Source organism: Streptomyces sp. NPDC040610 (genome assembly GCF_055594065.1).
Map to the genome: position 1 here is coordinate 567,377 of NZ_JBVIXA010000001.1, position 23,017 is coordinate 590,393.

The window sequence follows — 23,017 nt, forward strand, 5'->3', positions numbered from 1 at the left end:
AGGTCACCTGGTGAAGGTCACCGCAAGCCGTTGTCCAGGGCTGTCATGAGTGTGCCCGTCGGGGTGTCGCCGGACATTTCCCAGATCATGCCGCCGAGCAGGCCCTTCGATCTGATCCACTCGGTTTTCTTGCCGATGGACCAGGGGTCGTCGAAGCTCCACCACTGGCCGTTGTTGCCGGTGTAGCCGTAGGTGGATATGGACTGTTCGTCGTGGTGGACGGTGAGGTTCGGGACGGTGGTGAGGAGGTTGTGGTAGCCCTTGGTGCCCGCCTCCTCCGGGAACTGGCCGGGTGCCGCGCCGTTCGCCGACTGCCATTCGCCCTTGGCGCCGCCGTCGACGACCTCCTTCCAGCCGCGGCCGTAGAACGGGAAGCCGATGGTCAGCTTGCGCGGGTTGACCCCGGCGTCCAGATAGGTCTGGACCGCCTTCTCGATGCTGAATTCGAAGGGGTAGGGGTCCTGGGCGTCGCGGCGGAGATTGGCCTGGTGGCCGGTGCGCTTGGGCTCCCAGGAGTTGTCGCTTCCCGCGCCGTGGAAGTCGTAGCCCTGGACGTTGGCGAAGTCCAGGTACTCGAAGATCTTCTTGATGTCCCAGCCCGCCTCGATCTTCACCGGGTCGGCCGGGGTGAACGCGGTCAGGAGCTTGTGGCTGCCGCCGGTGGCGTCGAGCTGCTTGCGGAACTCGGCGAGCAGCGCCGTCAGGTTGTCCTTGTCGGCCGGGCCGTAGCGGTTGCCGGGGTGGCCCTCGGAGCCCGGCCACTCCCAGTCGATGTCGATGCCGTCGAAGACGCCCGCGCCGGTGCCGGGGCCGCCCGCGCCGTTGTAGACGGGCAGGTCGCCCTTGATCCAGGTGTCCACGCAGGACTTCACGAACTTCGCGCGGGAGGCCGGGGTCGCCGCCGCGTCCGCGAAGAACTTGGAGAACGTCCAGCCGCCCAGCGAGACCACGACCTTCAGGTGCGGGTGCTTGGCCTTGAGCTTCTTCAGCTGGTTGAAGTTGCCGCGCAGCTTGCCCCAGCCGTCGTCCGCGACCCCGTCCACCGACTGTGCGGCGGAGAAGGCACGGCCGTAGTCCGCCTCGGCGTCGCCCGCGCCGGTGCCCTCGTCCGGGTCCTGCGGGTTGCCGGAGACGCCCTTCACCACTCCGGCCAGGCAGGTGTGGTTGACCGGGTCGACGTTCTCGAAGGCGTAGTTGATGACGTCGAGCTTCGCGGCCGCCCCGGACGTGTCCAGGTTCTTCACGAAGTGCTGGCGGCCGTAGATGCCCCACTGCGCGAAGTAGCCGACCTTGAGGTGGTTGCCGGGGCCTGCCGCGTCGTCCGTGGTGACGCTCACGGCGTTCGAGGCGGGCGAGGCGTTGTCGGCCGTGTCCCGCGCCTTCACGGTGAACGTGTAGGCGGTCGCGGGGGTCAGGCCCTCGACGGTCGCGGTGGTCGCCGAGGCCGGGACCGTCTTCGCCAGCGTGCCGCCGCGGTAGATGTCGTACGCGGCCACCGCCACGTTGTCCGTCGACTTCTCCCAGGCCAGGGACGCCGACACCTGGGTCTTGCCGGTGGCGCGCAGATTGCCCGGCGCGGTCGGCGGGGTCGGGTCGGTCGACGGGTCGACGGTCGTCGCGGTGACCGGGGGGCTCTCGGGGCTGGTGTTGTCGCGCCGGTCCTTGGCGCGGACGGTGAAGGTGTAGCGGGTCGCCGGGGTCAGCTCGGTGACCGTCGCGCTGTTCGTCGTCGAGGTCGCCACCACGCTGTTGCCGCTCAGGACCTCGTACTTGGTCACGGGGTAGTCGCCCGCCCCGGCCGGGGGCCAGGTCAGGGAGATCGTGCGGGACGTGGCGGTGGTGACCGTCGGGGTGCCGGGCGCCGTCGGGGGCTTGTCCGGCGTGCCGTCGCACTTGTCGCCGTTGATGGTGCAGCCCGTCGGCGTCCCGACCGGCCCCCGGCCCGTGAACGTGTAGCTGTACGGCTCGGTCGAGCCGCCCGCCGGGACCCGGCCGTTGTAGTACGCGTTCTTCACGGTGACGTGGCTGCCCGAGACGGTCGCCTCGCCGTGGGTGTGGCCGCTGACGGTGACGCCCGGCGGCAGGTCGAACTCCAGCGTCCAGGCCGTGGACGGGGCGGAGCCGCTGTTGCGGACGACGTACTTGCCCTGCCAGGACGAGCCGCTGCCCTCCGTCGTGAAGGTCGCGGTGAGCGTGCCCGCCGCGTGTGCGGGGGCCGCCGTCAGGGCGGTGAGCAGGGACAGGGGGAGCAGCAGGGCGACGAGCAGGGCGGCGGTGCGGCCGCGCGTGGCCTCGGTCGCTCTTCGTAAGACTCCTGGCGTTCTCCTGGATCCTCTTTCTGTGGGGGTCATGGCTCTCCTCGGGGGTGTGGCGTGCGGGTGGCTCCTTGGGGTTCGGGTGGCGCCGGTGCGTCGGGTCGCCGTCTGGTTGTCGGCGTACATGACAACCCTCGACCGTACTAGGTCTGGACCAATCCCCATACCCCCGCCGCGCGTGGCCGACCTCATCGCGTCAGGCAGAATCAGGCCCATGACGAGCGACCCGCAGCCCACTCCGGCGGAGCAGGACCCGGCCACCCCGGCGAGCCCGGCCGAACCGGAGACGTCGGCCACCCCGGGCAAGTCGACCGAACCGGAGACCTCGGCCGCCCCGGGCAAGTCGGCCGCCCCGGCGAAGCCCGCCGCCTCGGAGAAGCCCGCCGCCTCGGAGAAGTCCGCTGCCCCGGCGAAGCCCGCCACCCCGGCGAACTCGGCAGCCCGGGCGAAGTCCACCGCCGCGGCCGCCCCGGCCGCCCCGGCCGCCCCGGCGAGCAAGGCCGACCACAGCGACCAGGCCGACCCGGCCTACAAGGACCGCGTCTACCGGTCCCACGGAGCCATCGCCGGAGGCGTCCTGCTGCTCGCCATCGGCATCTGGCTCGGCGTCGACGCGCTGATCCGGGGCGAGGGGCGCACCCCGTGGGTGGCCCTCGCCGGACTGCTGTTCGCCGTGCCCCTCGTCATCGCCTACACGCTGCGGCCCGCCGTCTACGCCAACGAGGACCGGCTGCGCGTCCGCAACCCGTTCCGCACGATCACGCTGCCCTGGGGCGCGATCTCGGGGCTGCGCTCCGGGTACTCGAACGAGGTCTTCACGCAGGACGGCACCAAGTTCCAGCTGTGGGCCATCCCCGTCTCGCTGCGCGGCCGCAAGAAGGCCGCACGGCGGCACGCCCAGCAGGTCGCGGCGGACGACCCGGCCGCGAGCCGGGTCCGGCCCGGCGCCCGGGGCGTGACGCAGCCCCACGCCCGCGACGCCGGCGACCAGTCCATGGACGACCTGCGGGAGATCGCCGAGCGGCGCGAGGGCGCCGAGGCCGCGCAGGGCGAGGCGGTCGCGCACTGGGCGTACGAGATCCTGGCGCCGAGCGCCGCCGGTGCCGTGCTGCTCGCCGTGCTGCTCGCCCTGGGCTGACCGGTCCGGGACCGCCGGAGCCGTCAGTCCCCGCGTCCCAGCCGGAACCCCCGCCAGTGCACTCCGTCCGCCGATATGCGGAACCAGTTCCCGCCGAAGCTGTCCCGCCACAGCCAGCCCACCGGCGTGCCGACCACCGAGCCCGTCGGCGCCCTGGCCGTGGTCCGGTCGAACGTCCGCGCCCCGTCCGTGCTGCGCCACCCCCCGTCCTCGCCGTGCACCGTCAGGCCGTCGTCGGCCACCAGCAGGTCGCCCATGAGCGTGCGCGGCTCGACGCCCTCGCGGTGCCGCCATACCCGCGTCCACGTCAGGCCCTCGTCCTTGCTGACGTGGATCGTCACCAGGCCGTTCTTCGCGGGCGGTGACACCGGTCCGTGCTGCGTCGCGTACAACCCGCCCCGGCCCGCGACCACCCGGAACGCCGCGCCCCCGGCACCGGCGCCCGTCAGGTGCGGCCGCTGCCATGTGCGACCCCGGTCCGTGCTCCTGGCCAGCGCGGGCAGGCCCGTGCGCGGGTCCCTGCCGGAGACGAACAGGCCCGCCCCGCGCAGGTCACCGGCCTGACGCAACGGGCCCTTCAGCGGCGGCTCGTGGGCCAGGACGTGGTGCCGACCCGTCCTCGGCGATACGGCGAGCAGCCGCTCCCGCGCGCAGTCGTTCGGGTCGGACCGGTCGCGCTCCACGCACTCCGGAACGAGCACGCCGCCCCGCGCCACCGCCGCCGCCGTGCCCACCGCCCCCGTCGTCCCGCGCCGCCACGTCCGGCCGCCGTCACCCGTGAACCACGTGCGCCCCGGCGTGTCCGCGCGCTCCGCGCCCTCGCCCATCAGCGCCCGCCCTGGACCCAGCACCGTCACGTCCGCCGAGACGCCCCGGTCGCCCGTCACGTCCCGCAGCGGCGAACTGCCGAGGCGCCACGCCTTCGCACCCCGGTCGAGCACCGCCACACTCTGGCGGCACCTGCGCTCCGAGCACTCCGCGAGCAGCGCGAAGCCGGAGCCGTCCGCCGCGAATCCGATGGCGAACGGCGAGCCGGGCAGGTCCGGCGCCGACGGGACCCGCGGCACCGGGGCCCGGCCCTCCGCCGCCCTCTGCTCCGCCTTCCCCGTTCCCCGGCCGCCGCCCACGGGCCCCGCGCCCCCGCCGCCCTCTCCGCTCCCGCACGCCACCAGCACCCAAACCGCCACCAGGGCCACCACTCCCCGAAGCCCACGCCCTTTCATGCGACGCCCCCCACTCCGCGACGAACCAGCAACTACTCCTGATACACCGCCCACCGCCCGGAGGTTCCCAACCCCCGACCCCCAATTCCCCGACCCTCAATCCCCCACCCCCGACCCCCAAAAATTCCCCGACCCCCGACCCCCGACTCCGGGCCCCGACTCCGGACCCCCGGCCCCCCAATTCCCTTCAACCACCCGCGCCTTGCGGAGCCCACGTCCCGCAGACCCCACAGATCACGGAGGCCCCAGCCACACCAGCAGCATGTGTCCGCCGAACGCCGCAGACGTCAGCGCCGCCGCCGAGACCACCGCGAGCGTCACCCGTGTCCGGGCCCGCGCGAGCGCGAGGGCCACCGGCAGCAGCAGCGGGAAGCCGGGCAGCAGGAAGCGGGCGCGCGGGAAGTAGACGCCGCTGGAGCCGAGCACGATCGCGACCAGCAGACCCGTGAACACCAGGAGCGGCAGCGGCTGTTCGCGCCCGGTCACCGAGAGGACGTACAGCACGAGCGCGCCGAGCAGGACGAGCGTCACCATCACCAGGAACAGTTGCGGGCGCTCCACCAGGAACAACTGCTTCATCCAGCGCAGGGTGCCGATGCCGCCGTCCCACTCGTTGTGCCACAGCTTCTGCACGGCGAAGTAGCCGTCCCAGCGGCCGAGGCGCGCGCCCACCCAGCCGACGTACGCGAGCCAGCCGAGCGGCGCGAGCAGCGCGCCGGTCAGGGCGCGGGCGTCGAAGCGGCGGCGCAGCGCGAGCAGCGCGGTGACGGACACAGCGGCGGCGACGGCGACGCCGGTCGGCCGCGTCAGGCCCGCGAGCGCGGCGAGGGCCCCCGCCCACACCCAGCGGCCGGTGAGCACCGCGTACAACGACCAGGCCGCGAGCGCCGTGAACAGCGACTCCGTGTAGCCCATCCACTGCACGAGCGCGACCGGCAGACAGGCCCACAGCGTCACCAGGAGCACGCCCGCGCGCCGCCCGTGCAGCCGGTCGCCGATCTTGAAGATCCCCCAGGCCGCGAGGAAGGAGCAGCCGACGGCGAGCGCGAGCCCGACGGCGCCGCGCGGCGCCGGGAGCAGCGCGTCGCCCGCCCGGATCAGGAGCGGGAACAGCGGGAAGAACGCCAGGTTGTTGGTGTCGAAGGCATGCCCGAGCGTGTCCGCGTAGCCGTGCGCCGCGATCCTCAAGTACCAGTCGCAGTCCCAGGACTCGGCGAGGAGATGCCACAGCTCACGGCGCTCGCGGCGGGCCCAGACGGCGAGGACGAGCAGGCCCACGACGCGGACGGCGGCGTACGCGAGGAGCGCGGGCGCCGCGTACCGCAGCGCGCGGGCCGCACGCCGGTGCGCGGCGGCGCGCGGGGCCGTGGCGCGGGGGCGGCGGGAGGCGGGTACGCGGGACGGCGCGGTGGTCGAGAGGTCGGAAGGGGGTCCGTACGGCACTGCGGCTCCCGGTACGAGAAGGTGCGCTACCGGTCGACCCTTCCCGAGGGACCGGTGGCGCGCCGGGGAGCCGCGTCAGGCGCCGTACGGGAACCACCCCTTCGGGTGGCAGGGTGTGCGCCCACCCGTACGGGTGGCGGGAGCGGGCCGGAGCTGACGCCACCCGCACGGCCGTACGCGGCCACACGACCTCGCCGTCCGAGAGCGCCCGGCCCGTCGTGCGTCAGGGCCCGCAGCCGTCCCAGCGACCGCAGCCGTACGCGCCCGCAGCGCCTCAGATCCCCGCGGCCTCCGCCAGATCCCGCTTCAGCGCCGCGAGCAGCTCCGCCGCCTTCTCGTGGGCCGCGGGCAGTGCGGCACGGTCCGCCACCGGCACCACGACCTCCAAGTAGCACTTGAGCTTCGGCTCGGTGCCGCTGGGGCGCACGATGACGCGGGCGCCGTCGAGGGTGTACCGCAGGCCGTCCGTGGGCGGCAGCGTCTCCGTGCCCTTGGTCAGGTCCTCCGCGCGGGTCACCGCGAGCCCGGCGAGGCGCTCCGGCTGCCCCTCGCGCAGTCGCCGCATCGCGGCCGCGATCAGCGACAGGTCCTCCACGCGCACCGACAGCTGGTCGGTGGCGTGCAGGCCGTGCTCCACGGCCAGGTCGTCGAGCAGGTCGAGGAGGGTGCGGCCCTCCTCCTTCAGCTCGGACGCCAGCTCCGTGATCAGCAGGGCCGCCGTGATGCCGTCCTTGTCGCGTACGCCCTCGGGGTCGACGCAGTAGCCGAGCGCCTCTTCGTAGCCGTACCGCAGGCCCTCGACACGGGCGATCCACTTGAAGCCCGTCAGCGTCTCCTCGTAGCCGAGGCCCGCCTTCTCGGCGATGCGGCCGAGCAGCGACGACGACACGATCGACTCCGCGAACACGCGCCCGCCGTCCGCCGCCACGCCCCGGCGCACCAGGTGCGCGCCGAGGAGCGCGCCGACCTCGTCGCCGCGCAGCATCCGCCAGTCGCCGTCGCCCACCGGGACGGCCACCGCGCAGCGGTCCGCGTCCGGGTCGTTGGCGATCACCAGGTCGGGGCGGGCCTCGCGGGCCGTCGCGAAGGACAGGTCCATCGCGCCCGGCTCCTCCGGGTTGGGGAAGGCGACCGTCGGGAAGTCAGGGTCGGGCTCCGCCTGCTCGGCGACGAGCACCGGCGCGGGGAACCCCGCCCGCGCGAACGCCGCCAGGAGCGTGTCCTTGCCGACGCCGTGCATGGCCGTGTAGACGGTCCGCGCGGTCCGCGGGGACCCGGCGGCCAGGACGGCGTCCGTACGCGCCAGATAGGCCTCCAGGACGTCCTCGCCGAGGGTCTGCCAGCCGCTCTCCGGACGCGGTACGTCGTGCAGGCTGCGCACGGCCGCGATCTCGGCGGCGATCTCGCCGTCGGCGGGCGGCACGATCTGCGAGCCGTCGCCCAGATAGACCTTGTAGCCGTTGTCGCGCGGCGGGTTGTGGCTGGCGGTGACCTCCACGCCCGCGACCGCGCCCAGGTGCCGTATGGCGAAGGCGAGGACCGGGGTCGGCAGGGGGCGCGGCAGGACGGCGGCGCGCAGGCCCGCGCCGGTCATCACGGCGGCCGTGTCCCGGGCGAAGTCCGCCGACTTGTAGCGGGCGTCGTAGCCGATCACCACGAGGCCGTCGGTGTGGCCCTTCCCCTTCAGGTACGCCGCCAGGCCCGCGGCAGCACGGATCACCACGGAGCGGTTCATCCGCAGGGGGCCCGCGCCCAGCTCGCCGCGCAGACCGGCGGTGCCGAACTGCAGCGTGCCCGCGAACCGCGCGGCCAGCTCGTCCAGGACGGCCGGGGCGCCCGGCGCCGCGTCGACGAGCTTCGCCAGCTCCTCGCGGGTCTCCGGGTCCGGGTCCTCGGCCAGCCAGGCCTGGGCGTGGGCGATGAGTTCTCCGTGGTCCTGCACGTCTGGTCGGCCTCTCCGTGACGGGGGTCTTGCTCTTCCGGCTTTCCCGCCCGGCGCGCGTCGGTACCCGCCGCGCGGCCGGACGGGGGCAGATGGATCAGATGGGACAGCTGGGTCAGATGCGGCCCAGGACCTGCCCGAGCAGCTCGCCCATCCGCGTCGCGGAGTCGCGGCCCGCCTGCAGGACCTCTTCGTGGTTCAGCGGCTCGCCCGTCATGCCCGCGGCGAGGTTCGTCACCAGGGAGATGCCGAGCACCTCGGCGCCCGCCTCGCGCGCGGCGATGGCCTCCAGGACCGTCGACATGCCGACCAGGTCCGCGCCGATCGTGCGGGCCATCCGGATCTCGGCCGGGGTCTCGTAGTGCGGGCCGGGGAACTGGGCGTACACGCCCTCTTCCAGGCTCGGGTCGATCTCCTTGCACAGCGCGCGCAGCCGCGGCGAGTACAGGTCCGTCAGGTCCACGAAGTTCGCGCCGACGATCGGGGACGTCGCCGTCAGGTTCAGGTGGTCGCTGATCAGTACCGGCTGGCCCGGGCGCATGCCCTCGCGCAGGCCGCCGCAGCCGTTCGTCAGCACGATCGTCTTACAGCCCGCGGCCACGGCGGTCCGTACGCCGTGCGCGACGGCGGCGACGCCGCGGCCCTCGTAGTAGTGCGTGCGGCCCAGGAAGACCAGGGCGCGCTTCTCGCCGATCTTGAAGGAGCGGATCCGGCCGCCGTGGCCCGCGACGGCCGGCGGCGGGAAGCCCGGCAGCTCGGTGACGGGGAACTCGGCCTCGGGGGCGCCGAGCGCCTCGACGGCGGGTGCCCAGCCGGAGCCCATCACGAGGGCTACGTCGTGGGTCTCGGCGCCTGTCAGCTCGCGCAGGCGGGCGGCGGCGGCGTCGGCGGCGGCGTAGGGGTCGCCCTGGATGTCGTCCGGAATAACTGAAGCGTTCACGCCGACGAGGGTAGCCGGTTACGCCCTACGCGCGTAGATGACGATGCCCACGGGATCCGGATCGTTGTCTTGTCGTTTCCGACGAAGTCGGCTGGTGCCTGGCCTTCGCGGGGCGCCCCGGTCCCGCCCCTTTCCCGAAACCGGGGCGCTGCGCCCCCTGGACCCCAGCCACTCGCCCGCCGTGCCGTGCGGGTGGGACCCGCCTCCGCCGGATCGGCGCTCCGCGCCTCGTCCTCAAGCGCCGGACAGGCTGAAATCTTGCCGGGGCGGGATGTGCGGGTGGGACCCGCCTCCGCCGAATCGGCGCTGCGCGCCTCGTCCTCAAGCGCCGGACGGGCTGAAATCTTGCCGGGGTCGGCCTGGAGGTGCCGGATGTGGGCGGTAGCCCTGGGTGAGCGGGTGAGCGGGTGAGCGGGTGAGCGGGCCGACGGTTGAGCGGGGGAGGGCGGAGTCGCCGGGGGCCGTTCTAGCAGGGGTGTTTGCGGAGGTTCATGACGTAGTCGTGGGGGGCGCCCGCCGACTCCGCGGCGTCCGCCAGTTCGCCCAGGTAGCGGGCGGAGGGCAGGCCGCCCTCGTAGCCGTTGAGGACGTACACCCAGGCGGCCTCCTCGCCCTCGAGGGTGTGCACGCGGACCCGCATGCGGCGGTAGATGTCGAGCCCGACACCCTCCCACCGGTCCATGGAGTCCTCGTCCATCGGGGCGATGTCGTACAGCGCGACGAACACCTGTGAGCGCGGCGCCTCGACGATCGTCGCGAGCGCGCCCTCCCAGCCCATGTGCTCGCCGCCGAACGTCAGCCGCCAGTCGTTGAGCCAGCCGGTCGCGCGCAGCGGCGAGTGCGGGGCGCGGCGCGTCATCAGCCGCGCGTCGAGATTGCCGGCGTACGCGGCGTAGAGCGACATGGGACCGAGGGTACGTCTTCCTGGCGCGGGCGCCTTACGCGATGGGTTCCCATGGGGCTGCGCCCCTTTCCCCCGCCCGTCGGCGCTTCGCGCCTCGTCCTCAAACGCCGGACCGGCTTTGTCCCCCGGCTCGTCCTCGAACGCCGGGGGCGCACTGCCCCCCGGCTCGTCGTCGGCTCGGGCTGTGCGGGACAATGGGGGGCGTGACTCGGATCGTGATCATTGGTGGCGGACCCGGCGGATATGAGGCGGCCCTGGTGGCCGCCCAGCTCGGCGCGGAGGTGACCGTCGTCGACTGCGACGGTCTGGGCGGGGCGTCGGTGCTCACCGACTGCGTACCGTCGAAGACCCTGATCGCGACGGCCGAGGTGATGACGACCTTCGACTCCTCGTACGAGGAGCTGGGCATCATCGTCGAGGACGACACGCCGCACATCGACCAGGCGGCACGGGTCGTGGGCGTGGACCTCGGCAAGGTCAACCGGCGTGTGAAGCGGCTCGCGCTCGCGCAGTCGCACGACATCACGGCGTCCGTGACGCGTGCGGGCGCCCGGGTCATGCGCGGCCGCGGCCGTCTTGAGGGTCAGCAGGCCATGGACGGCTCCCGCAAGGTCGTCGTGCGCGCCGCCGACGGCTCCGAGGAGACCCTGACCGCCGACGCCGTGCTGATCGCCACCGGCGGCCACCCGCGCGAGCTGCCCGACGCGCAGCCGGACGGCGAGCGGATCCTGAACTGGACGCAGGTGTACGACCTCGACGAGCTGCCCGAGGAGCTCATCGTGGTCGGGTCGGGTGTGACGGGCGCCGAGTTCGCCGGTGCCTACCAGGCGCTCGGCTCGCGGGTCACCCTCGTCTCGTCGCGCGACCGCGTGCTGCCCGGCGAGGACCCGGACGCCGCCGCCGTCCTGGAGGACGTCTTCCGCCGCCGCGGCATGAACGTCATGGGCCGCACCCGCGCCGCCTCCGCCAAGCGCGTGGGCGACCGCGTCGAGGTCACCCTGGCCGACGGCCGCGTCATCTCCGGCTCGCACTGCCTGATGGCCGTCGGCGCCATCCCGAACAGCGACGGGATGGGCCTGGAGGAGGCCGGGGTCAAGGTCAAGGAGTCCGGGCACATCTGGACCGACCGGGTCTCCAGGACCTCCGCCCCCGGCGTGTACGCCGCCGGTGACGTCACCGGCATCTTCGCCCTCGCCTCGGTCGCCGCCATGCAGGGCCGCATCGCGATGTACCACTTCCTGGGCGACGCGGTGACCCCGCTGAACCTGAAGACCGTCTCGTCGAACGTCTTCACCGACCCGGAGATCGCGACCGTCGGCTACAGCCAGGCCGACGTCGACGCCGGAAAGATCGACGCCCGCGTCGTCAAGCTGCCGCTCCTTCGCAACCCGCGCGCGAAGATGCAGGGCATCCGCGACGGCTTCGTAAAGATCTTCTGCCGTCCGGGTACGGGAATCGTGGTCGGCGGAGTCGTCGTCTCGCCCCGCGCCTCGGAACTGATCCACCCGATCTCGATCGCGGTCGACAACAATCTGACGGTGGAGCAGATCGCTAACGCCTTCACCGTGTACCCATCGCTTTCGGGCTCGATCGCCGAAGTCGCCCGTCAGTTGCACACGCGTAAGGTCGCCGGGGAGGCCTGATCCCGACCGTTCGGTCAGCGCGCGCCGACCGGCCGATGTGATCGTCCGGTCGGCCGGAATCAACTCTCCGCAGGTCACAGCCTGTTGCCGCGCATTCGCCCGGCATAGGCGGGGAGAGTACCCCCTATACCACTTCCACCCCTACTGTGCGAACAACTTCTGTAATTCGGCGCAAACTGCTGAAAGCAGACGGTCGTTGGGGTTACTGTCAGTTTCGTGTTCGCTGCAGAACGTCGCCAATTGATCCTCGAAATGGTGCGGGCCAACGGAGCGGTGTCGCTCCGTGAGCTCGCCCGCGTCGTCCAGACCTCCGAAGTGACCGTACGGCGGGACGTGCGCGCGCTGGAGGCAGAAGGACTCCTCGACCGCCGACATGGCGGTGCGGTATTGCCGGGCGGATTCACGCGGGAGTCCGGCTTTCCGCAGAAATCACATCTCGCGTCCGCCGAGAAGACGGCCATCGCCGATCTCGCGGCGGGTCTCGTCGAAGAGGGCGAAGCCATCGTCGTCGGGGCGGGTACGACCACGCAGGAGCTGGCCCGCCGGCTCGCGCGGGTGCCCGGCCTGACCGTCGTCACCAACTCCCTGTTGGTGGCACAGGCACTCGCCCACGCCAACCGGGTCGAAGTCGTCATGACCGGCGGCACCCTGCGCGGCTCGAACTACGCGCTGGTGGGCAGTGGCGCCGAGCAGTCCCTCCAGGGGCTCAGAGTGTCGCGGGCGTTCCTGTCGGGCAGCGGCCTGACCGCCGAACGCGGCCTGTCCACGTCCAACATGCTGTCGGCGAGCGTGGACCGCGCGCTCGTGCAGGCCGCCGCGGAGGTGGTGGTCCTCGCCGACCACACCAAGCTCGGCACCGACACCATGTTCCAGACGGTGCCGACGGACGTCATCACCCGTCTGGTCACGGACGAGCCGCCCGCGCACGACGACCGCGCGGCGACCGAATTGCAGGCACTGGCCGACCAGGGCGTGCAGATCGCGGTCGCCGGAGCGTCTGCGGGCCCCGGCCAGGCCCCCGGAGTTGACTCCGTCCCAGCGGGCCGGCAGCCACGCAGGGACGTGCCGTTGCCCGGTCAGCGGCGGGGGCACGGGGGCCATGGCGCGGGGCCCGGCGCCGGGCCGCAGTTGCGCAGCGCGTCCGTGCTCGGTGAGCAGCCGGCCGGGGAGCGGGCGGCGCGCGTCGCCGACCTGCGCCGTCGGTAGGGCGGGGAGGTCGGCTCGGCCCTGCCCGGCCGGCCCCAGCCTGCCCGGGGGCGATGCGGGGTGCCCTCAGGCGCCGGGTCCTGCTGTGTGGATGCCGGGCTCCGCCTTGAGGCCGCGCAGCGTCAACATCAGGAGGCGGTCCGCCAGTTGCGGGTCGTCCGGGGACTCCTCCGCCGCCAGCGCGATCGCGTTCGTCAGCTGGAGCAGGTCGTCGATCGACACGCCCTCGCGCACCGCGCCCGCCGCCTGGGCCCGTTCCAGGAGCCGGGTGCCCGCCTCCCGCATCGGGCGGCTGCACCGCGCCAGCGCGGAACTGTCGTCCCGCGAGGCCGACATGAGGGCGCGGGCGAGCCCGCGGTACTCGCCCGCGTGCGTGATGATCGCCCTTAGCCACTCCACCAGGGCGGTGCAGGGCTGCGGGGCGTCCAGGAGGGCGCGGGAGCGGGTCAGGAGGTCGCTGACCGCGTCCTCGAAGACGGCGCTCAGGAGGGCGTGGCGAGTGGGGAAGTGGCGGTACAGGGTGCCGATGCCCACGCCCGCTCGGCGGGCCACGTCCTCCAGGGAGGTGTCCGTGCCGTGTTCCGCGAACGCGGTGCGGGCCTCGCTCAGGAGGCGGTGGTGGTTGCGGCGGGCGTCGGCGCGCATGTCGTCTCCTCGCGGGGGCGCCCCAGTCCCGCCCCTTTCCCGAAACCGGGGGCTGCCGCCCCCTGGACCCCCGCTTGTCGGCGCTTCGCGCCTCGTCCTCAAGCGCCGGACGGGCTAGATCATGGGCTGCTGTATTTCAGCCCCTCCGGCGTTTGAGGAGCGGGAGTCTGGGGGCGGAGCCCCCAGGTTCGGGAAGGGGCGGGGTTGGGGAGTGCTCAGTCCTTGATCTCGCAGATCGCGGCGCCCGACGTCAGCGACGCCCCGACCTCCGCCTGCAAGCCCTTGACCGTACCGGAGCGGTGGGCGTTGAGGGGCTGTTCCATCTTCATGGCCTCGAGGACCACGATGAGGTCGCCCTCCTTGACCTCCTGGCCCTCCTCGACGGCGACCTTGACGATCGTGCCCTGCATGGGCGAGGCGAGGGTGTCGCCGGACGCCGCGGGGCCGGACTTCTTGGTCGCGCGGCGCTTCGGCTTGGCGCCCGCCGAGAGTCCCGTACGCGCGAGGGACATGCCCATACCGGCGGGCAGGGAGACCTCGAGGCGCTTGCCGCCGACCTCGACGACGATCGTCTCGCGGTCGCCGTCCTCCTCGTCGGCGTCGCCGCCCACGGGGGCGAACGGCGGGATGTCGTTGACGAACTCGGTCTCGATCCACCGGGTGAAGACCGTGAACGGCTCGTCGGAGCCGGTCAGTTCGGGCGCGAACGCCGGGTCGGCGACCACCTTGCGGTGGAACGGGATGGCGGTGGCCATGCCCTCGACCTCGAACTCGGCGAGGGCGCGCGCGGCCCGCTCCAGGGCCTCCTTGCGCGTACGCCCCGTGACGATCAGCTTGGCGAGCAGCGAGTCCCAGGCCGGGCCGATGACCGAGCCGGACTCGACGCCCGCGTCGAGGCGGACACCGGGGCCGGACGGGCCCGCGAACTTGGTGACCGTGCCGGGCGCGGGCAGGAAGCCCCGCCCCGGGTCCTCGCCGTTGATGCGGAACTCGAAGGAGTGACCGCGAAGCTCCGGGTCGCCGTAGCCCAGTTCCTCGCCGTCGGCGATGCGGAACATCTCGCGGACCAGGTCGATCCCGGCGACCTCCTCGGTGACCGGGTGCTCCACCTGGAGGCGGGTGTTGACCTCCAGGAAGGAGATCGTGCCGTCGGCGCCGACGAGGAACTCGACGGTGCCCGCGCCGACGTAGCCGGCCTCCTTCAGGATCGCCTTCGAGGCGCTGTACAGCTCCTCGACCTGGGCGTCGGAGAGGAACGGCGCCGGGGCCTCCTCCACGAGCTTCTGGTGGCGGCGCTGGAGTGAGCAGTCACGGGTCGAGACGACGACCACGTTGCCGTGCCGGTCGGCCAGGCACTGGGTCTCCACGTGCCGCGGCTTGTCCAGGTAGCGCTCCACGAAGCACTCGCCGCGGCCGAAGGCCGCGACGGCCTCGCGCACCGCGGAGTCGTACAGCTCCGGCACCTCTTCGAGGGTGCGGGCGACCTTCAGGCCGCGGCCGCCGCCGCCGAACGCCGCCTTGATGGCGATCGGCAGGCCGTGCTCCTCGGCGAAGGCGACGACCTCGTCGGAGCCCGAGACCGGGTCCGGCGTGCCCGCGACCAGCGGGGCACCCGCGCGCTGCGCGATGTGCCGGGCGGCGACCTTGTCACCGAGGTCCCGGATCGCCTGCGGCGGCGGGCCGATCCACGTCAGTCCGGCGTCCAGGACGGCCTGGGCGAACTCCGCGTTCTCGGAAAGGAAGCCGTAGCCCGGGTGGACCGCGTCCGCCCCGGAGTCCTTGGCCGCGGCGAGCACCTTCGCCATGTCCAGGTAGCTGGTGGCCGGAGTGTCACCGCCAAGAGCGAACGCCTCGTCAGCGGCCCGCACATGCAGTGCGTCCCGGTCGGGGTCCGCGTAGACGGCAACGCTCGCGATCCCGGCATCCCGGCACGCCCGGGCGACCCGGACAGCGATTTCGCCACGGTTGGCGATGAGCACCTTGCGCACGATGGCTCCCTCCTTGAAACAAGCCGAGTTTAGGGACTGCCGACACGGCCTTACGACCCGTCCCCAATGGTGAGCTTGCCCACACGGAGCGTGATCCGAGGCCCTGTCGATCCCCGAAATCCCTTGTCGCACCGTGGTACGCAGGGTCCTTTCCCGGCAGCGTAGCCCTCCGGTGTGGTCAAGGTCTCTGTGAGGCAGTGCTGCGGCGCGAGGTCATTCTTTGTGGAGTCCCTACGAATGGCCCAAGGATTCTTTGCCTGCGGTACGGCCCTTGTCCCTGGGTTTACCCGTTAGTAGCGTGCCGATGTCTCAAACGTACTAGCGGTAACAGCGGTAGGCAGAGAGTGGGTGGGCGCCGTGGCGCGCAGACCAGTGGCGTGGGTGGGCGCGATCGCGCTCTGGGCCGAGGCGGTCGGGATCGTCCTCCTCAACTGGTTCCTGGGGCTCGTCGTCGACAAGCAGGACATGTCCATGGGCGGGCTCGACCCGCACGCGATGAGTGTGGGCGCCTGGGTCGCGGGCGGCCTCTTCGGGCTCTACCTCGCGCTGTGCGGCCTCGTCCTCGCCCGCACCGCCGCCACCGACCGCGCGCCCGGCCGCTTCGGCAAGATCCTGCTGATCAGCGCCGCCGTCACGCACGGCCTGCTCGGCGCGTTCGCGATCGGCCTGGTGGGCTGGCTCGCGTTCGTCCTGATGATGGCGGTGCTCGGTCTCATCGTGCTGCCGCTGGTGGCGTACGACAGGAGGGACGCCGTGGGCGTGGACGGCGCCCCGCAGGCCGCCTGAGCGCCCCTGTGGGCCCCCGCCCCCGTGCGCTCCCCTAGTCCGCCCACAACTCCGTGATCCCGACGCCCAGTTCCCCGAGCAGGCGCCGCAGCATCGGCAGGGACAGGCCGATGACGTTGCCGTGGTCGCCGTCGATGCCGTCGATGAACGGCGCCGAGCGGCCGTCGAGCGTGAACGCGCCCGCCACGTGCAGCGGTTCGCCGCTGGCGACATACGCGGCGATCTCCGCGTCGGACGGCTTGCCGAAGCGGACCACCGTCGACGCGGTCGCCGCCACGTGCTCGCCGGAGAGCGTGTCGTACACGCAGTGTCCGGTCTGCAGGACGCCCGCGCGGCCCCGCATGTCCTGCCAGCGCGCGGTGGCCTCCGAGGCGTCCGCGGGCTTGCCGAGCGCCCGGCCGTCCAGCTCGAGGACCGAGTCGCAGCCGACGACCAGGGCGCCCTTGACCTCCGGGCGGGCCGCGACCACCGACGCCTTCGCCTCGGCGAGGGCCTTGGCCAGCTCGGCGGGGGTGGGCGCGGTCACCGCGTCCTCGTCGACGCCGCTGACGATGACCTCGGGCGCGAGGCCCGCCTGGCGCAGCAGGCCGAGCCGGGCCGGGGACTGGGAGGCGAGGACGAGACGGCGGGGGTGATCGCTCATGCGGTCAGCCTAGCGAGGGTCGCCGGGCGGTTCAGATCACGCCCAGGACGAGCATCGCCACCACCATCGCGAGGGCGAGCAGGACACCGGCACGGCGCATCTTCGCCTGCATCTCCCGCATGTCCTTGGGCGGGTCGTTCTCCGGGTCGGACCACAGCATGGCTCCGATGGTGCGACCGCGCCGCGCCCCGCGCCTGAGTACGCGTACTCAACTTCCCGAGCCTCCTCGCCCTGAGTCCGTTCACCCGTACAACCCCCGGGCGCCGCCCGGCGTCAACCAGCCGAGGGTTTCCAGGGAATGGAGCGAACCGATATGCGCAAGATGCGCAGAAGTGTCCTGACCGCGGTGGCGACGGCCGTGACGGCCACCGCGGGCCTGCTGGTCCCGCTGTCCGGCACGGCCGCGGCGGCCCCCGCCGCGGCGGCCCCCGCCGCGCCCGCCGCCCCCGAGGCCGCCGACTTCAACGGCGACGGCTACGGAGACGTGGTGCTCGCCACCCCCAAGGCCACCGTGAACGGCGTCAAGAAGGCCGGGCACGTCGCCGTCCTCTACGGCACCGCGCGGGGCGTCGAGGGCGGCCGCAAGGCGCTGATCAGCCAGGCCTCCGCGAAGGTGCCGGGCACCCCGGAGGCCGGGGACCGGTTCGGCGGGGCGTACGACACCGGGGACCTCGACGGCGACGGGTACACCGACCTGGTCGTCGGCGTCCCGGGCGAGAACGGCAACGCCGGGCTCATGACCGTCCTGTGGGGCGGCCGGGGCGGCCTGAACAACGGCGGCCTCAGCACGGTCACGCCGCACCCCGACCTCGACCTGTACTACGGCGAGTCCGTGGTCGTCGGCGACTTCGACGGCGACGGCAAGCAGCAGCTCGCCACGCACTCGTACTACGGCGCCGTCAGCCTCTCCGGCGACGGATTCACGCGCACCAGGGCGCCCGAGCAGCGGCGGCTCTCCCTGGGCGACACCGACGGCTTCCGGCTCGCCGAGCGCCTGGACGCCGGTGACTACGACGGCGACGGCGACGACGACCTGCTCGCCTCCGGCATCGAGAACGCGGAGGGCGACGAGCTGAACGGCTGGTTCGGCCACTGGGCCGGTGGCCGCGACGGCATGAAGTTCACCGACCAGCCCGCCGCGCTGCCCCCGACCCGCACCGGCCTGAAGGGCTCCGGCGACATCGACAAGGACGGCTACGCCGACGTCGTCGTCACCGACTTCAACGTCGGCAAGGGCGGCGGCGTGGGCGTCTACTACGGCGGCCCCGCAGGCCCGGGCACCGGCGGCAAGACCGTCCTCGACCAGGACAGCCCGGGCGTGCCGGGCGTGGACGAGGGCGCCGACGAGTTCGGCGCGAGTGCCGCGGTCGGCGACGTCGACGGCGACGGCTACGCGGACGTCGCGGTCGGCGCACCCGCCGAGGACGTGGACGGCCGGATCGCGACCGGCGCCGTCACCCTCCTCAAGGGCTCCGCGTCCGGCCTCACCGGCGCCGGCGCCCAGGCCCTGAACCAGAGCACCGCGGGTGTGCCCGGCGCCGCCGAGGACGACGACCGCTTCGGCTCCGCCGTCCGCCTGCAAGACACCGACGGCGACGGCCGGGCCGAGCTCGTCGTCGCCGCGACCGGCGAGGACGTGTTCCCCGGGGCGCGCTGGGCCGACGGCTCGGACTGGGTGCTGCGCGGGTCGGCCGCCGGGGTCACGGTGACCGGGGCGTACGCGCTCAGCGAGAAGGCGTTCGGCCTCACCTACCAGAACAAGAGCTTCGGGTCGGTGCTCGGGAGCTGATCCGGAGGCCGGTCCGTGGGGCGCGCACGGGTCGCGCGCGCCCCACGGACACCTCGGGTCACCCCGGCCAGTACGTGCGGCTCCACGCCGCCGCGCCCGGTGCGGGCATCCGCTCCCGGGCCACCCGCGCCGGGTCCGCCCAGGCGGCCGGGACCGGGGGCGCGCCGGACGGCGCCTGCGCGGCCGCCGCGGCGCGCGCCTGGACCACCGCCAGGGCGGCGGCCAGCTCCTCAGGGGTGGGATTGCCCCGTACGACCTTGATCACAGTGGCTCCCTTCGGGGACGAATGCGGACGGCGCGGACTACAGCGGGATGTTGCCGTGCTTCTTCGGAGGCAGGGATTCCCGCTTCGTGCGCAGCTGACGCAGCCCGCGTACGAGGTGCGAGCGGGTCTCGGACGGCAGGATCACGGCGTCGACGTAGCCGCGCTCGGCCGCCGTGTACGGGTTCAGGAGGGCGTCCTCGTACTCCTGGATGAGGCGGGCCCGGGTGGCCTCCTGGTCCTCGGGCTCCGCCGCCGCGATCGTGCGGCGGTGCAGGATGTTCACCGCGCCCTGCGCGCCCATCACCGCGATCTGCGCCGTCGGCCAGGCGAGGTTCAGATCGGCGCCCAGGTGCTTGGAGCCCATCACGTCGTACGCCCCGCCGAACGCCTTGCGGGTGATGACGGTGATGAGGGGGACGGTGGCCTCGGCGTAGGCGTAGATCAGCTTGGCGCCGCGGCGGATGATGCCCGTGTGCTCCTGGTCGACGCCCGGCAGGAAGCCCGGCACGTCCACGAAGGTGATCACGGGCACGTTGAACGCGTCGCAGGTGCGCACGAACCGCGCCGCCTTCTCGGACGCGTCGATGTCCAGGCAGCCCGCGAACTGCATCGGCTGGTTGGCGACCAGACCCACCGGGTGGCCCTCGACGCGGCCGAAGCCCGTGATGATGTTCGGCGCGAACAGCGGCTGCGTCTCGAAGAACTCGGCGTCGTCCAGGACGTGCTCGAGCACCGTGTGCATGTCGTACGGCTGGTTCGCGCTGTCCGGCACGAGCGTGTCGAGCTCGCGGTCCTCGTCGGAGAGTTCGAGGTCCGCCTCCTCCGGGAAGGCGGGGGGCTCGGTCAGGTTGTTCGACGGCAGGTACGAGAGCAGCGACTTCACGTACTCGATGGCGTCCTTCTCGTCGCCCGCCATGTGGTGCGCCACGCCGGAGGTCGCGTTGTGCGTGCGCGCGCCGCCCAGCTCCTCGAAGCCGACATCCTCACCGGTGACCGTCTTGATGACGTCCGGGCCCGTGATGAACATGTGCGACGTCTGGTCGACCATGACCGTGAAGTCCGTGATCGCGGGGGAGTACACCGCGCCGCCCGCGCACGGGCCGACCACGAGGCTGATCTGCGGGATCACACCGGACGCGTGGGTGTTCCTGCGGAAGATCTCCCCGTACATCCCGAGCGCCATCACGCCCTCCTGGATGCGGGCGCCGCCCGAGTCGTTGATGCCGATGACCGGACAGCCCGTCTTCAGGGCGAAGTCCATCACCTTCACGATCTTCTGGCCGAAGACCTCGCCGAGCGCGCCGCCGAACACGGTGAAGTCCTGCGAGAACACCGCCACCGGGCGGCCGTCCACCGTGCCGTACCCGGTCACCACCCCGTCGCCGTACGGCCGGTTGGCCTCCAGGCCGAAGTTCGTGGAGCGGTGCCTTGCGAACTCGTCGAGCTCGACGAAGGAGCCCTCGTCCAGAAGCAGTTCGACCCGCTCGCGCGCCGTCAGCTTCCCCTTCGCGTGCTGCTTCTCGACCGCCCGCACGGAACCCGCGTGCTTCGCCTCGTCGATGCGGCGCCGCAGATCGGCGAGCTTGCCCGCCGTCGTGTGGATGTCGATCTCAGTGTCGGGCGTGTCGGCCCGGTTGGGCTCTTGCGGCTCGGACATCGGGTCGCGGCTCCCTGCCTGCTCAATGGGGACTGGGGCGGGTGACGGCGTGCGCTGGTGGCACGCGGTGCCAGCTGGCTACTGCCCCGTAGCGTATCGGCGCGCATTCGCCTGTGCAGTGCGGCGTTTACCACACCTAGGGTGGCTTGCATGACGCCGCCGAATGACTCAAACGACCCCCCGAACCGCTGGTCCGACCTGGACCGGCCGCCCCTCGCCGCCGCCTCGCTGCGCCGCGCCCTCGTCCGCGAGGGCGGCCTGTGGACCTCCCTCGACGTCGTCGCCGCCACCGGCTCCACCAACACCGACCTCGCCGCCCGCGCCGACGAACTGCCCGAGGGCGCCGTCCTCGTCGCCGAGGAGCAGAGCGCGGGGCGCGGGCGCCTCGACCGGCGCTGGAGCGCGCCCCCGCGCTCCGGGCTCTTCTTCTCCGTCCTGCTCAAGCCGGACGACGTGCCGGTGGAGCGGTGGGGGTGGCTGCCGCTGCTCACCGGTGTCGCCGTCGCCGCGGGCATCGCCCGCACCGCCGGCGTCGACACCGCCCTGAAGTGGCCCAACGACCTCCTCGTCACGGTCGACGGCGAGGAGCGCAAGGCCGGCGGCATCCTCGCGGAGCGCGCCGGGTCCGTCGGCGGCGGCGGGATCGTCGTCGGCATCGGCGTCAACGTCTCCCTGCGCGCCGACGAACTGCCCGTGCCGGGCGCCGGGTCCCTCGCGCTCGCCGGGGCGGCCGGTACCGACCGCGATCCGGTGCTGCGGGCCGTGCTGCGCGAGCTGGAGCGCTGGTACGGGGAGTGGCGGGCGGCGGGCGGCGACCCGGCGCTCACCCGGCTCCAGGAGGCGTACGCGGCCGGGTGCGCCACGCTCGGCCGCCAGGTCCGGGCCGAGCTGCCCGGCGGGCGTGACGTCACGGGCGAGGCCGTCGCCGTGGACGGCGACGGGCGCCTGGTCCTCGCCACGGAGGACGGGGTGCGGGAGCCGGTGGGCGCCGGGGACGTGGTGCATCTGCGGCCCGCGGGGGAGGGCTGAGCGGGGCCGCGCGCCCGCGGTCGAGGTCCCGCGCGGGCGCGCAGCGGACATCGGTCGCACCGGCACGCCGGAGTCGGGAGTGAGCTGCGGCACACCTGCCGTAAAGTTGGCGCCGGTCGATATCTGACCACGGCAGATCGGAAGGGCAGCAGGCGTGACCGTCGACGACACCGGCTCCGGCCAGGGCACACCCCCCGGCCCCGACGGTGACCCCCGCCCGGCGGAATCGGCGTACCCGGAAGGTGACGGGAGCGGCGCGGACGAGAAGCCGGACGAACCGGACCTCTCCGGGGGTGGTCCCGGCCCCGGCGCCGACAGCGGCGTGCACGGCCTGGACGGGGCGGGCGGCCTTGACGGCGCGGCCGGTCTGGACAGTGCGGACGGCCTGGACAGCGCGGACGGGGCCGGAAAGAACCCCCTCGCGCTCCGCCTCGAACAGCTCATCCTCGGCGCCGACCGCCGCTACACCCCGTTCCAGGCGGCCCGCAGCGCCGGTGTCTCCATGGAGCTGGCCTCGCGCTTCTGGCGGGCCATGGGCTTCCCGGACATCGGCCAGGCCAAGGCCCTGACCGAGGCCGACGTGCTCGCGCTGCGGCGGCTCGCGGGTCTGGTGGAGGCGGGGCTGCTCAGCGAGGCCATGGCCGTGCAGGTGGCGCGCTCCACCGGGCAGACCACCGCCCGCCTGGCCGAATGGCAGATCGACTCCTTCCTGGAGGGCCTGACCGAGCCGCCGGAGCCGGGCATGACCCGCACCGAGGTCACGTACCCCCTGGTGGAGCTGCTCCTTCCGGAGCTGGAGGAGTTCCTCGTGTACGTGTGGCGGCGCCAGCTCGCCGCCGCCACCGGGCGGGTCGTGCAGGCCGCGGACGACGAGGAGATGGTCGACCGGCGGCTCGCCGTCGGGTTCGCCGACCTCGTCGGGTTCACGCGGCTCACCCGGCGCATGGAGGAAGAGGAACTGGGCGAGCTGGTCGAGGCGTTCGAGACCACCGCCGCCGACCTGGTCGCCGCGCACGGCGGGCGGCTCATCAAGACCCTCGGCGACGAGGTCCTGTACGCCGCCGACGACGCGGGCACCGCCGCGGAGATCGCGCTGCGCCTCATCGAGACCATGGCCAACGACGAGACCATGCCCGAGCTGCGCGTCGGCATCGCCTTCGGCACCGTCACCACGCGCATGGGCGACGTCTTCGGCACCACCGTGAACCTCGCGTCCCGGCTCACCTCGATAGCGCCGCGGGACGCCGTGCTCGTCGACGGGGCGCTCGCCGAGGAGCTGGTGCGCACCGGCGACGCGCCCGCCTCCGAGACGGAGGCCGCCGCCCTGGCCGAGAAGGCCGAGAAGGAGGGCGAGGAGCCGCCCGGCTACCGCTTCGCCCTGCAGCCCATGTGGCAGCGGCCCGTCCGCGGGCTCGGCATCGTCGAGCCCTGGCTGCTCGCCCGCCGCGGCTGAACCGCCCT

At 73.1% G+C, this 23,017-nt stretch carries 19 protein-coding genes; 7 read left to right on the forward strand and 12 right to left on the reverse strand.

The features are described 5' to 3' along the window. Positions 1 to 17: 17 nt before the first annotated feature. A complete protein-coding gene (locus ACZ6AA_RS02660) occupies positions 18 to 2,351 on the reverse strand; it encodes a glycosyl hydrolase family 18 protein (protein ID WP_468480463.1) in 2,334 nt (777 codons plus the stop codon). Positions 2,352 to 2,877: 526 nt separating this feature from the next. Here ACZ6AA_RS02660 and ACZ6AA_RS02665 point away from each other — a divergent pair. Further along, entirely contained in the window at positions 2,878 to 3,453 is a 576-nt protein-coding gene (locus tag ACZ6AA_RS02665) for a PH domain-containing protein (protein WP_471456602.1), read from the forward strand. Positions 3,454 to 3,476: 23 nt separating this feature from the next. Here ACZ6AA_RS02665 and ACZ6AA_RS02670 read toward each other — a convergent pair whose 3' ends face one another. The 5 genes from ACZ6AA_RS02670 to ACZ6AA_RS02690 form a co-directional block, all read right to left on the reverse strand. Continuing rightward, complete coding sequence (locus tag ACZ6AA_RS02670) at positions 3,477 to 4,640, reverse strand: beta propeller repeat protein (protein WP_471455872.1); 1,164 nt, start codon at positions 4,638 to 4,640, stop codon at positions 3,477 to 3,479. A gap of 270 nt (positions 4,641 to 4,910) precedes the next feature. Continuing rightward, positions 4,911 to 6,119, reverse strand: coding sequence for a hypothetical protein (locus ACZ6AA_RS02675; RefSeq protein ID WP_468451125.1), 1,209 nt, complete (start codon positions 6,117 to 6,119; stop codon positions 4,911 to 4,913). A 274-nt stretch (positions 6,120 to 6,393) separates the two neighbouring features. Next, the gene (locus ACZ6AA_RS02680; RefSeq protein ID WP_471455875.1) at positions 6,394 to 8,061 is read right to left on the reverse strand and encodes a phospho-sugar mutase; all 1,668 of its coding nucleotides are present in this window, start codon (positions 8,059 to 8,061) and stop codon (positions 6,394 to 6,396) included. Between the two features lie 115 nt (positions 8,062 to 8,176). Continuing rightward, positions 8,177 to 9,001: a purine-nucleoside phosphorylase gene (locus ACZ6AA_RS02685; RefSeq protein ID WP_030363584.1), complete on the reverse strand. Its 825-nt coding sequence runs from the start codon at positions 8,999 to 9,001 to the stop codon at positions 8,177 to 8,179. A 466-nt stretch (positions 9,002 to 9,467) separates the two neighbouring features. Then, entirely contained in the window at positions 9,468 to 9,905 is a 438-nt protein-coding gene (locus tag ACZ6AA_RS02690; protein ID WP_385714210.1) for a gamma-glutamylcyclotransferase family protein, read from the reverse strand. A gap of 194 nt (positions 9,906 to 10,099) precedes the next feature. Here ACZ6AA_RS02690 and ACZ6AA_RS02695 point away from each other — a divergent pair, with 194 nt between their 5' ends. Together ACZ6AA_RS02695 and ACZ6AA_RS02700 are read left to right on the forward strand one after the other, a co-directional pair. Continuing rightward, positions 10,100 to 11,548, forward strand: coding sequence for an NAD(P)H-quinone dehydrogenase (locus ACZ6AA_RS02695; protein ID WP_468480468.1), 1,449 nt, complete (start codon positions 10,100 to 10,102; stop codon positions 11,546 to 11,548). A gap of 216 nt (positions 11,549 to 11,764) precedes the next feature. Then, complete coding sequence (locus ACZ6AA_RS02700) at positions 11,765 to 12,754, forward strand: DeoR/GlpR family DNA-binding transcription regulator (RefSeq protein ID WP_189728425.1); 990 nt, start codon at positions 11,765 to 11,767, stop codon at positions 12,752 to 12,754. Between the two features lie 66 nt (positions 12,755 to 12,820). On the opposite strand, the gene ACZ6AA_RS02705 is transcribed toward ACZ6AA_RS02700, so the two are convergent. Together ACZ6AA_RS02705 and ACZ6AA_RS02710 are read right to left on the reverse strand one after the other, a co-directional pair. Then, on the reverse strand, positions 12,821 to 13,399 hold the full coding sequence (locus tag ACZ6AA_RS02705) for a TetR/AcrR family transcriptional regulator (protein WP_471455879.1): 579 nt from the start codon (positions 13,397 to 13,399) through the stop codon (positions 12,821 to 12,823). A gap of 215 nt (positions 13,400 to 13,614) precedes the next feature. Beyond that, entirely contained in the window at positions 13,615 to 15,387 is a 1,773-nt protein-coding gene (locus ACZ6AA_RS02710; RefSeq protein ID WP_468480470.1) for an acetyl/propionyl/methylcrotonyl-CoA carboxylase subunit alpha, read from the reverse strand. 357 nt (positions 15,388 to 15,744) lie between these two features. On the opposite strand from ACZ6AA_RS02710, the gene ACZ6AA_RS02715 reads away from it, so the two are divergent. Further along, positions 15,745 to 16,173, forward strand: a complete 429-nt coding sequence (locus ACZ6AA_RS02715) for a hypothetical protein (RefSeq protein ID WP_468480471.1) — start codon at positions 15,745 to 15,747, stop codon at positions 16,171 to 16,173. Positions 16,174 to 16,207: 34 nt separating this feature from the next. Here ACZ6AA_RS02715 and ACZ6AA_RS02720 read toward each other — a convergent pair whose 3' ends face one another. Both ACZ6AA_RS02720 and mmpB read right to left on the reverse strand, forming a co-directional pair. Continuing rightward, entirely contained in the window at positions 16,208 to 16,816 is a 609-nt protein-coding gene (locus ACZ6AA_RS02720) for a nucleoside triphosphate pyrophosphatase (protein ID WP_471455882.1), read from the reverse strand. Positions 16,817 to 16,847: 31 nt separating this feature from the next. Further along, entirely contained in the window at positions 16,848 to 16,976 is a 129-nt protein-coding gene (mmpB, locus tag ACZ6AA_RS02725; RefSeq protein ID WP_468451140.1) for a morphogenic membrane protein MmpB, read from the reverse strand. A 138-nt stretch (positions 16,977 to 17,114) separates the two neighbouring features. Here mmpB and ACZ6AA_RS02730 point away from each other — a divergent pair, with 138 nt between their 5' ends. Then, the gene (locus tag ACZ6AA_RS02730) at positions 17,115 to 18,605 is read left to right on the forward strand and encodes an FG-GAP-like repeat-containing protein (RefSeq protein ID WP_471455886.1); all 1,491 of its coding nucleotides are present in this window, start codon (positions 17,115 to 17,117) and stop codon (positions 18,603 to 18,605) included. Positions 18,606 to 18,663: 58 nt separating this feature from the next. On the opposite strand, the gene ACZ6AA_RS02735 is transcribed toward ACZ6AA_RS02730, so the two are convergent. Both ACZ6AA_RS02735 and ACZ6AA_RS02740 read right to left on the reverse strand, forming a co-directional pair. Beyond that, the gene (locus tag ACZ6AA_RS02735; protein ID WP_030363570.1) at positions 18,664 to 18,870 is read right to left on the reverse strand and encodes an acyl-CoA carboxylase epsilon subunit; all 207 of its coding nucleotides are present in this window, start codon (positions 18,868 to 18,870) and stop codon (positions 18,664 to 18,666) included. 37 nt (positions 18,871 to 18,907) lie between these two features. After that, a complete protein-coding gene (locus ACZ6AA_RS02740) occupies positions 18,908 to 20,527 on the reverse strand; it encodes an acyl-CoA carboxylase subunit beta (RefSeq protein WP_471455890.1) in 1,620 nt (539 codons plus the stop codon). A gap of 150 nt (positions 20,528 to 20,677) precedes the next feature. Here ACZ6AA_RS02740 and ACZ6AA_RS02745 point away from each other — a divergent pair, with 150 nt between their 5' ends. After that, a complete protein-coding gene (locus ACZ6AA_RS02745; protein WP_468451146.1) occupies positions 20,678 to 21,556 on the forward strand; it encodes a biotin--[acetyl-CoA-carboxylase] ligase in 879 nt (292 codons plus the stop codon). A gap of 154 nt (positions 21,557 to 21,710) precedes the next feature. After that, on the forward strand, positions 21,711 to 23,009 hold the full coding sequence (locus tag ACZ6AA_RS02750) for an adenylate/guanylate cyclase domain-containing protein (RefSeq protein WP_468480474.1): 1,299 nt from the start codon (positions 21,711 to 21,713) through the stop codon (positions 23,007 to 23,009). The last annotated feature ends 8 nt before the right edge of the window (positions 23,010 to 23,017 follow it).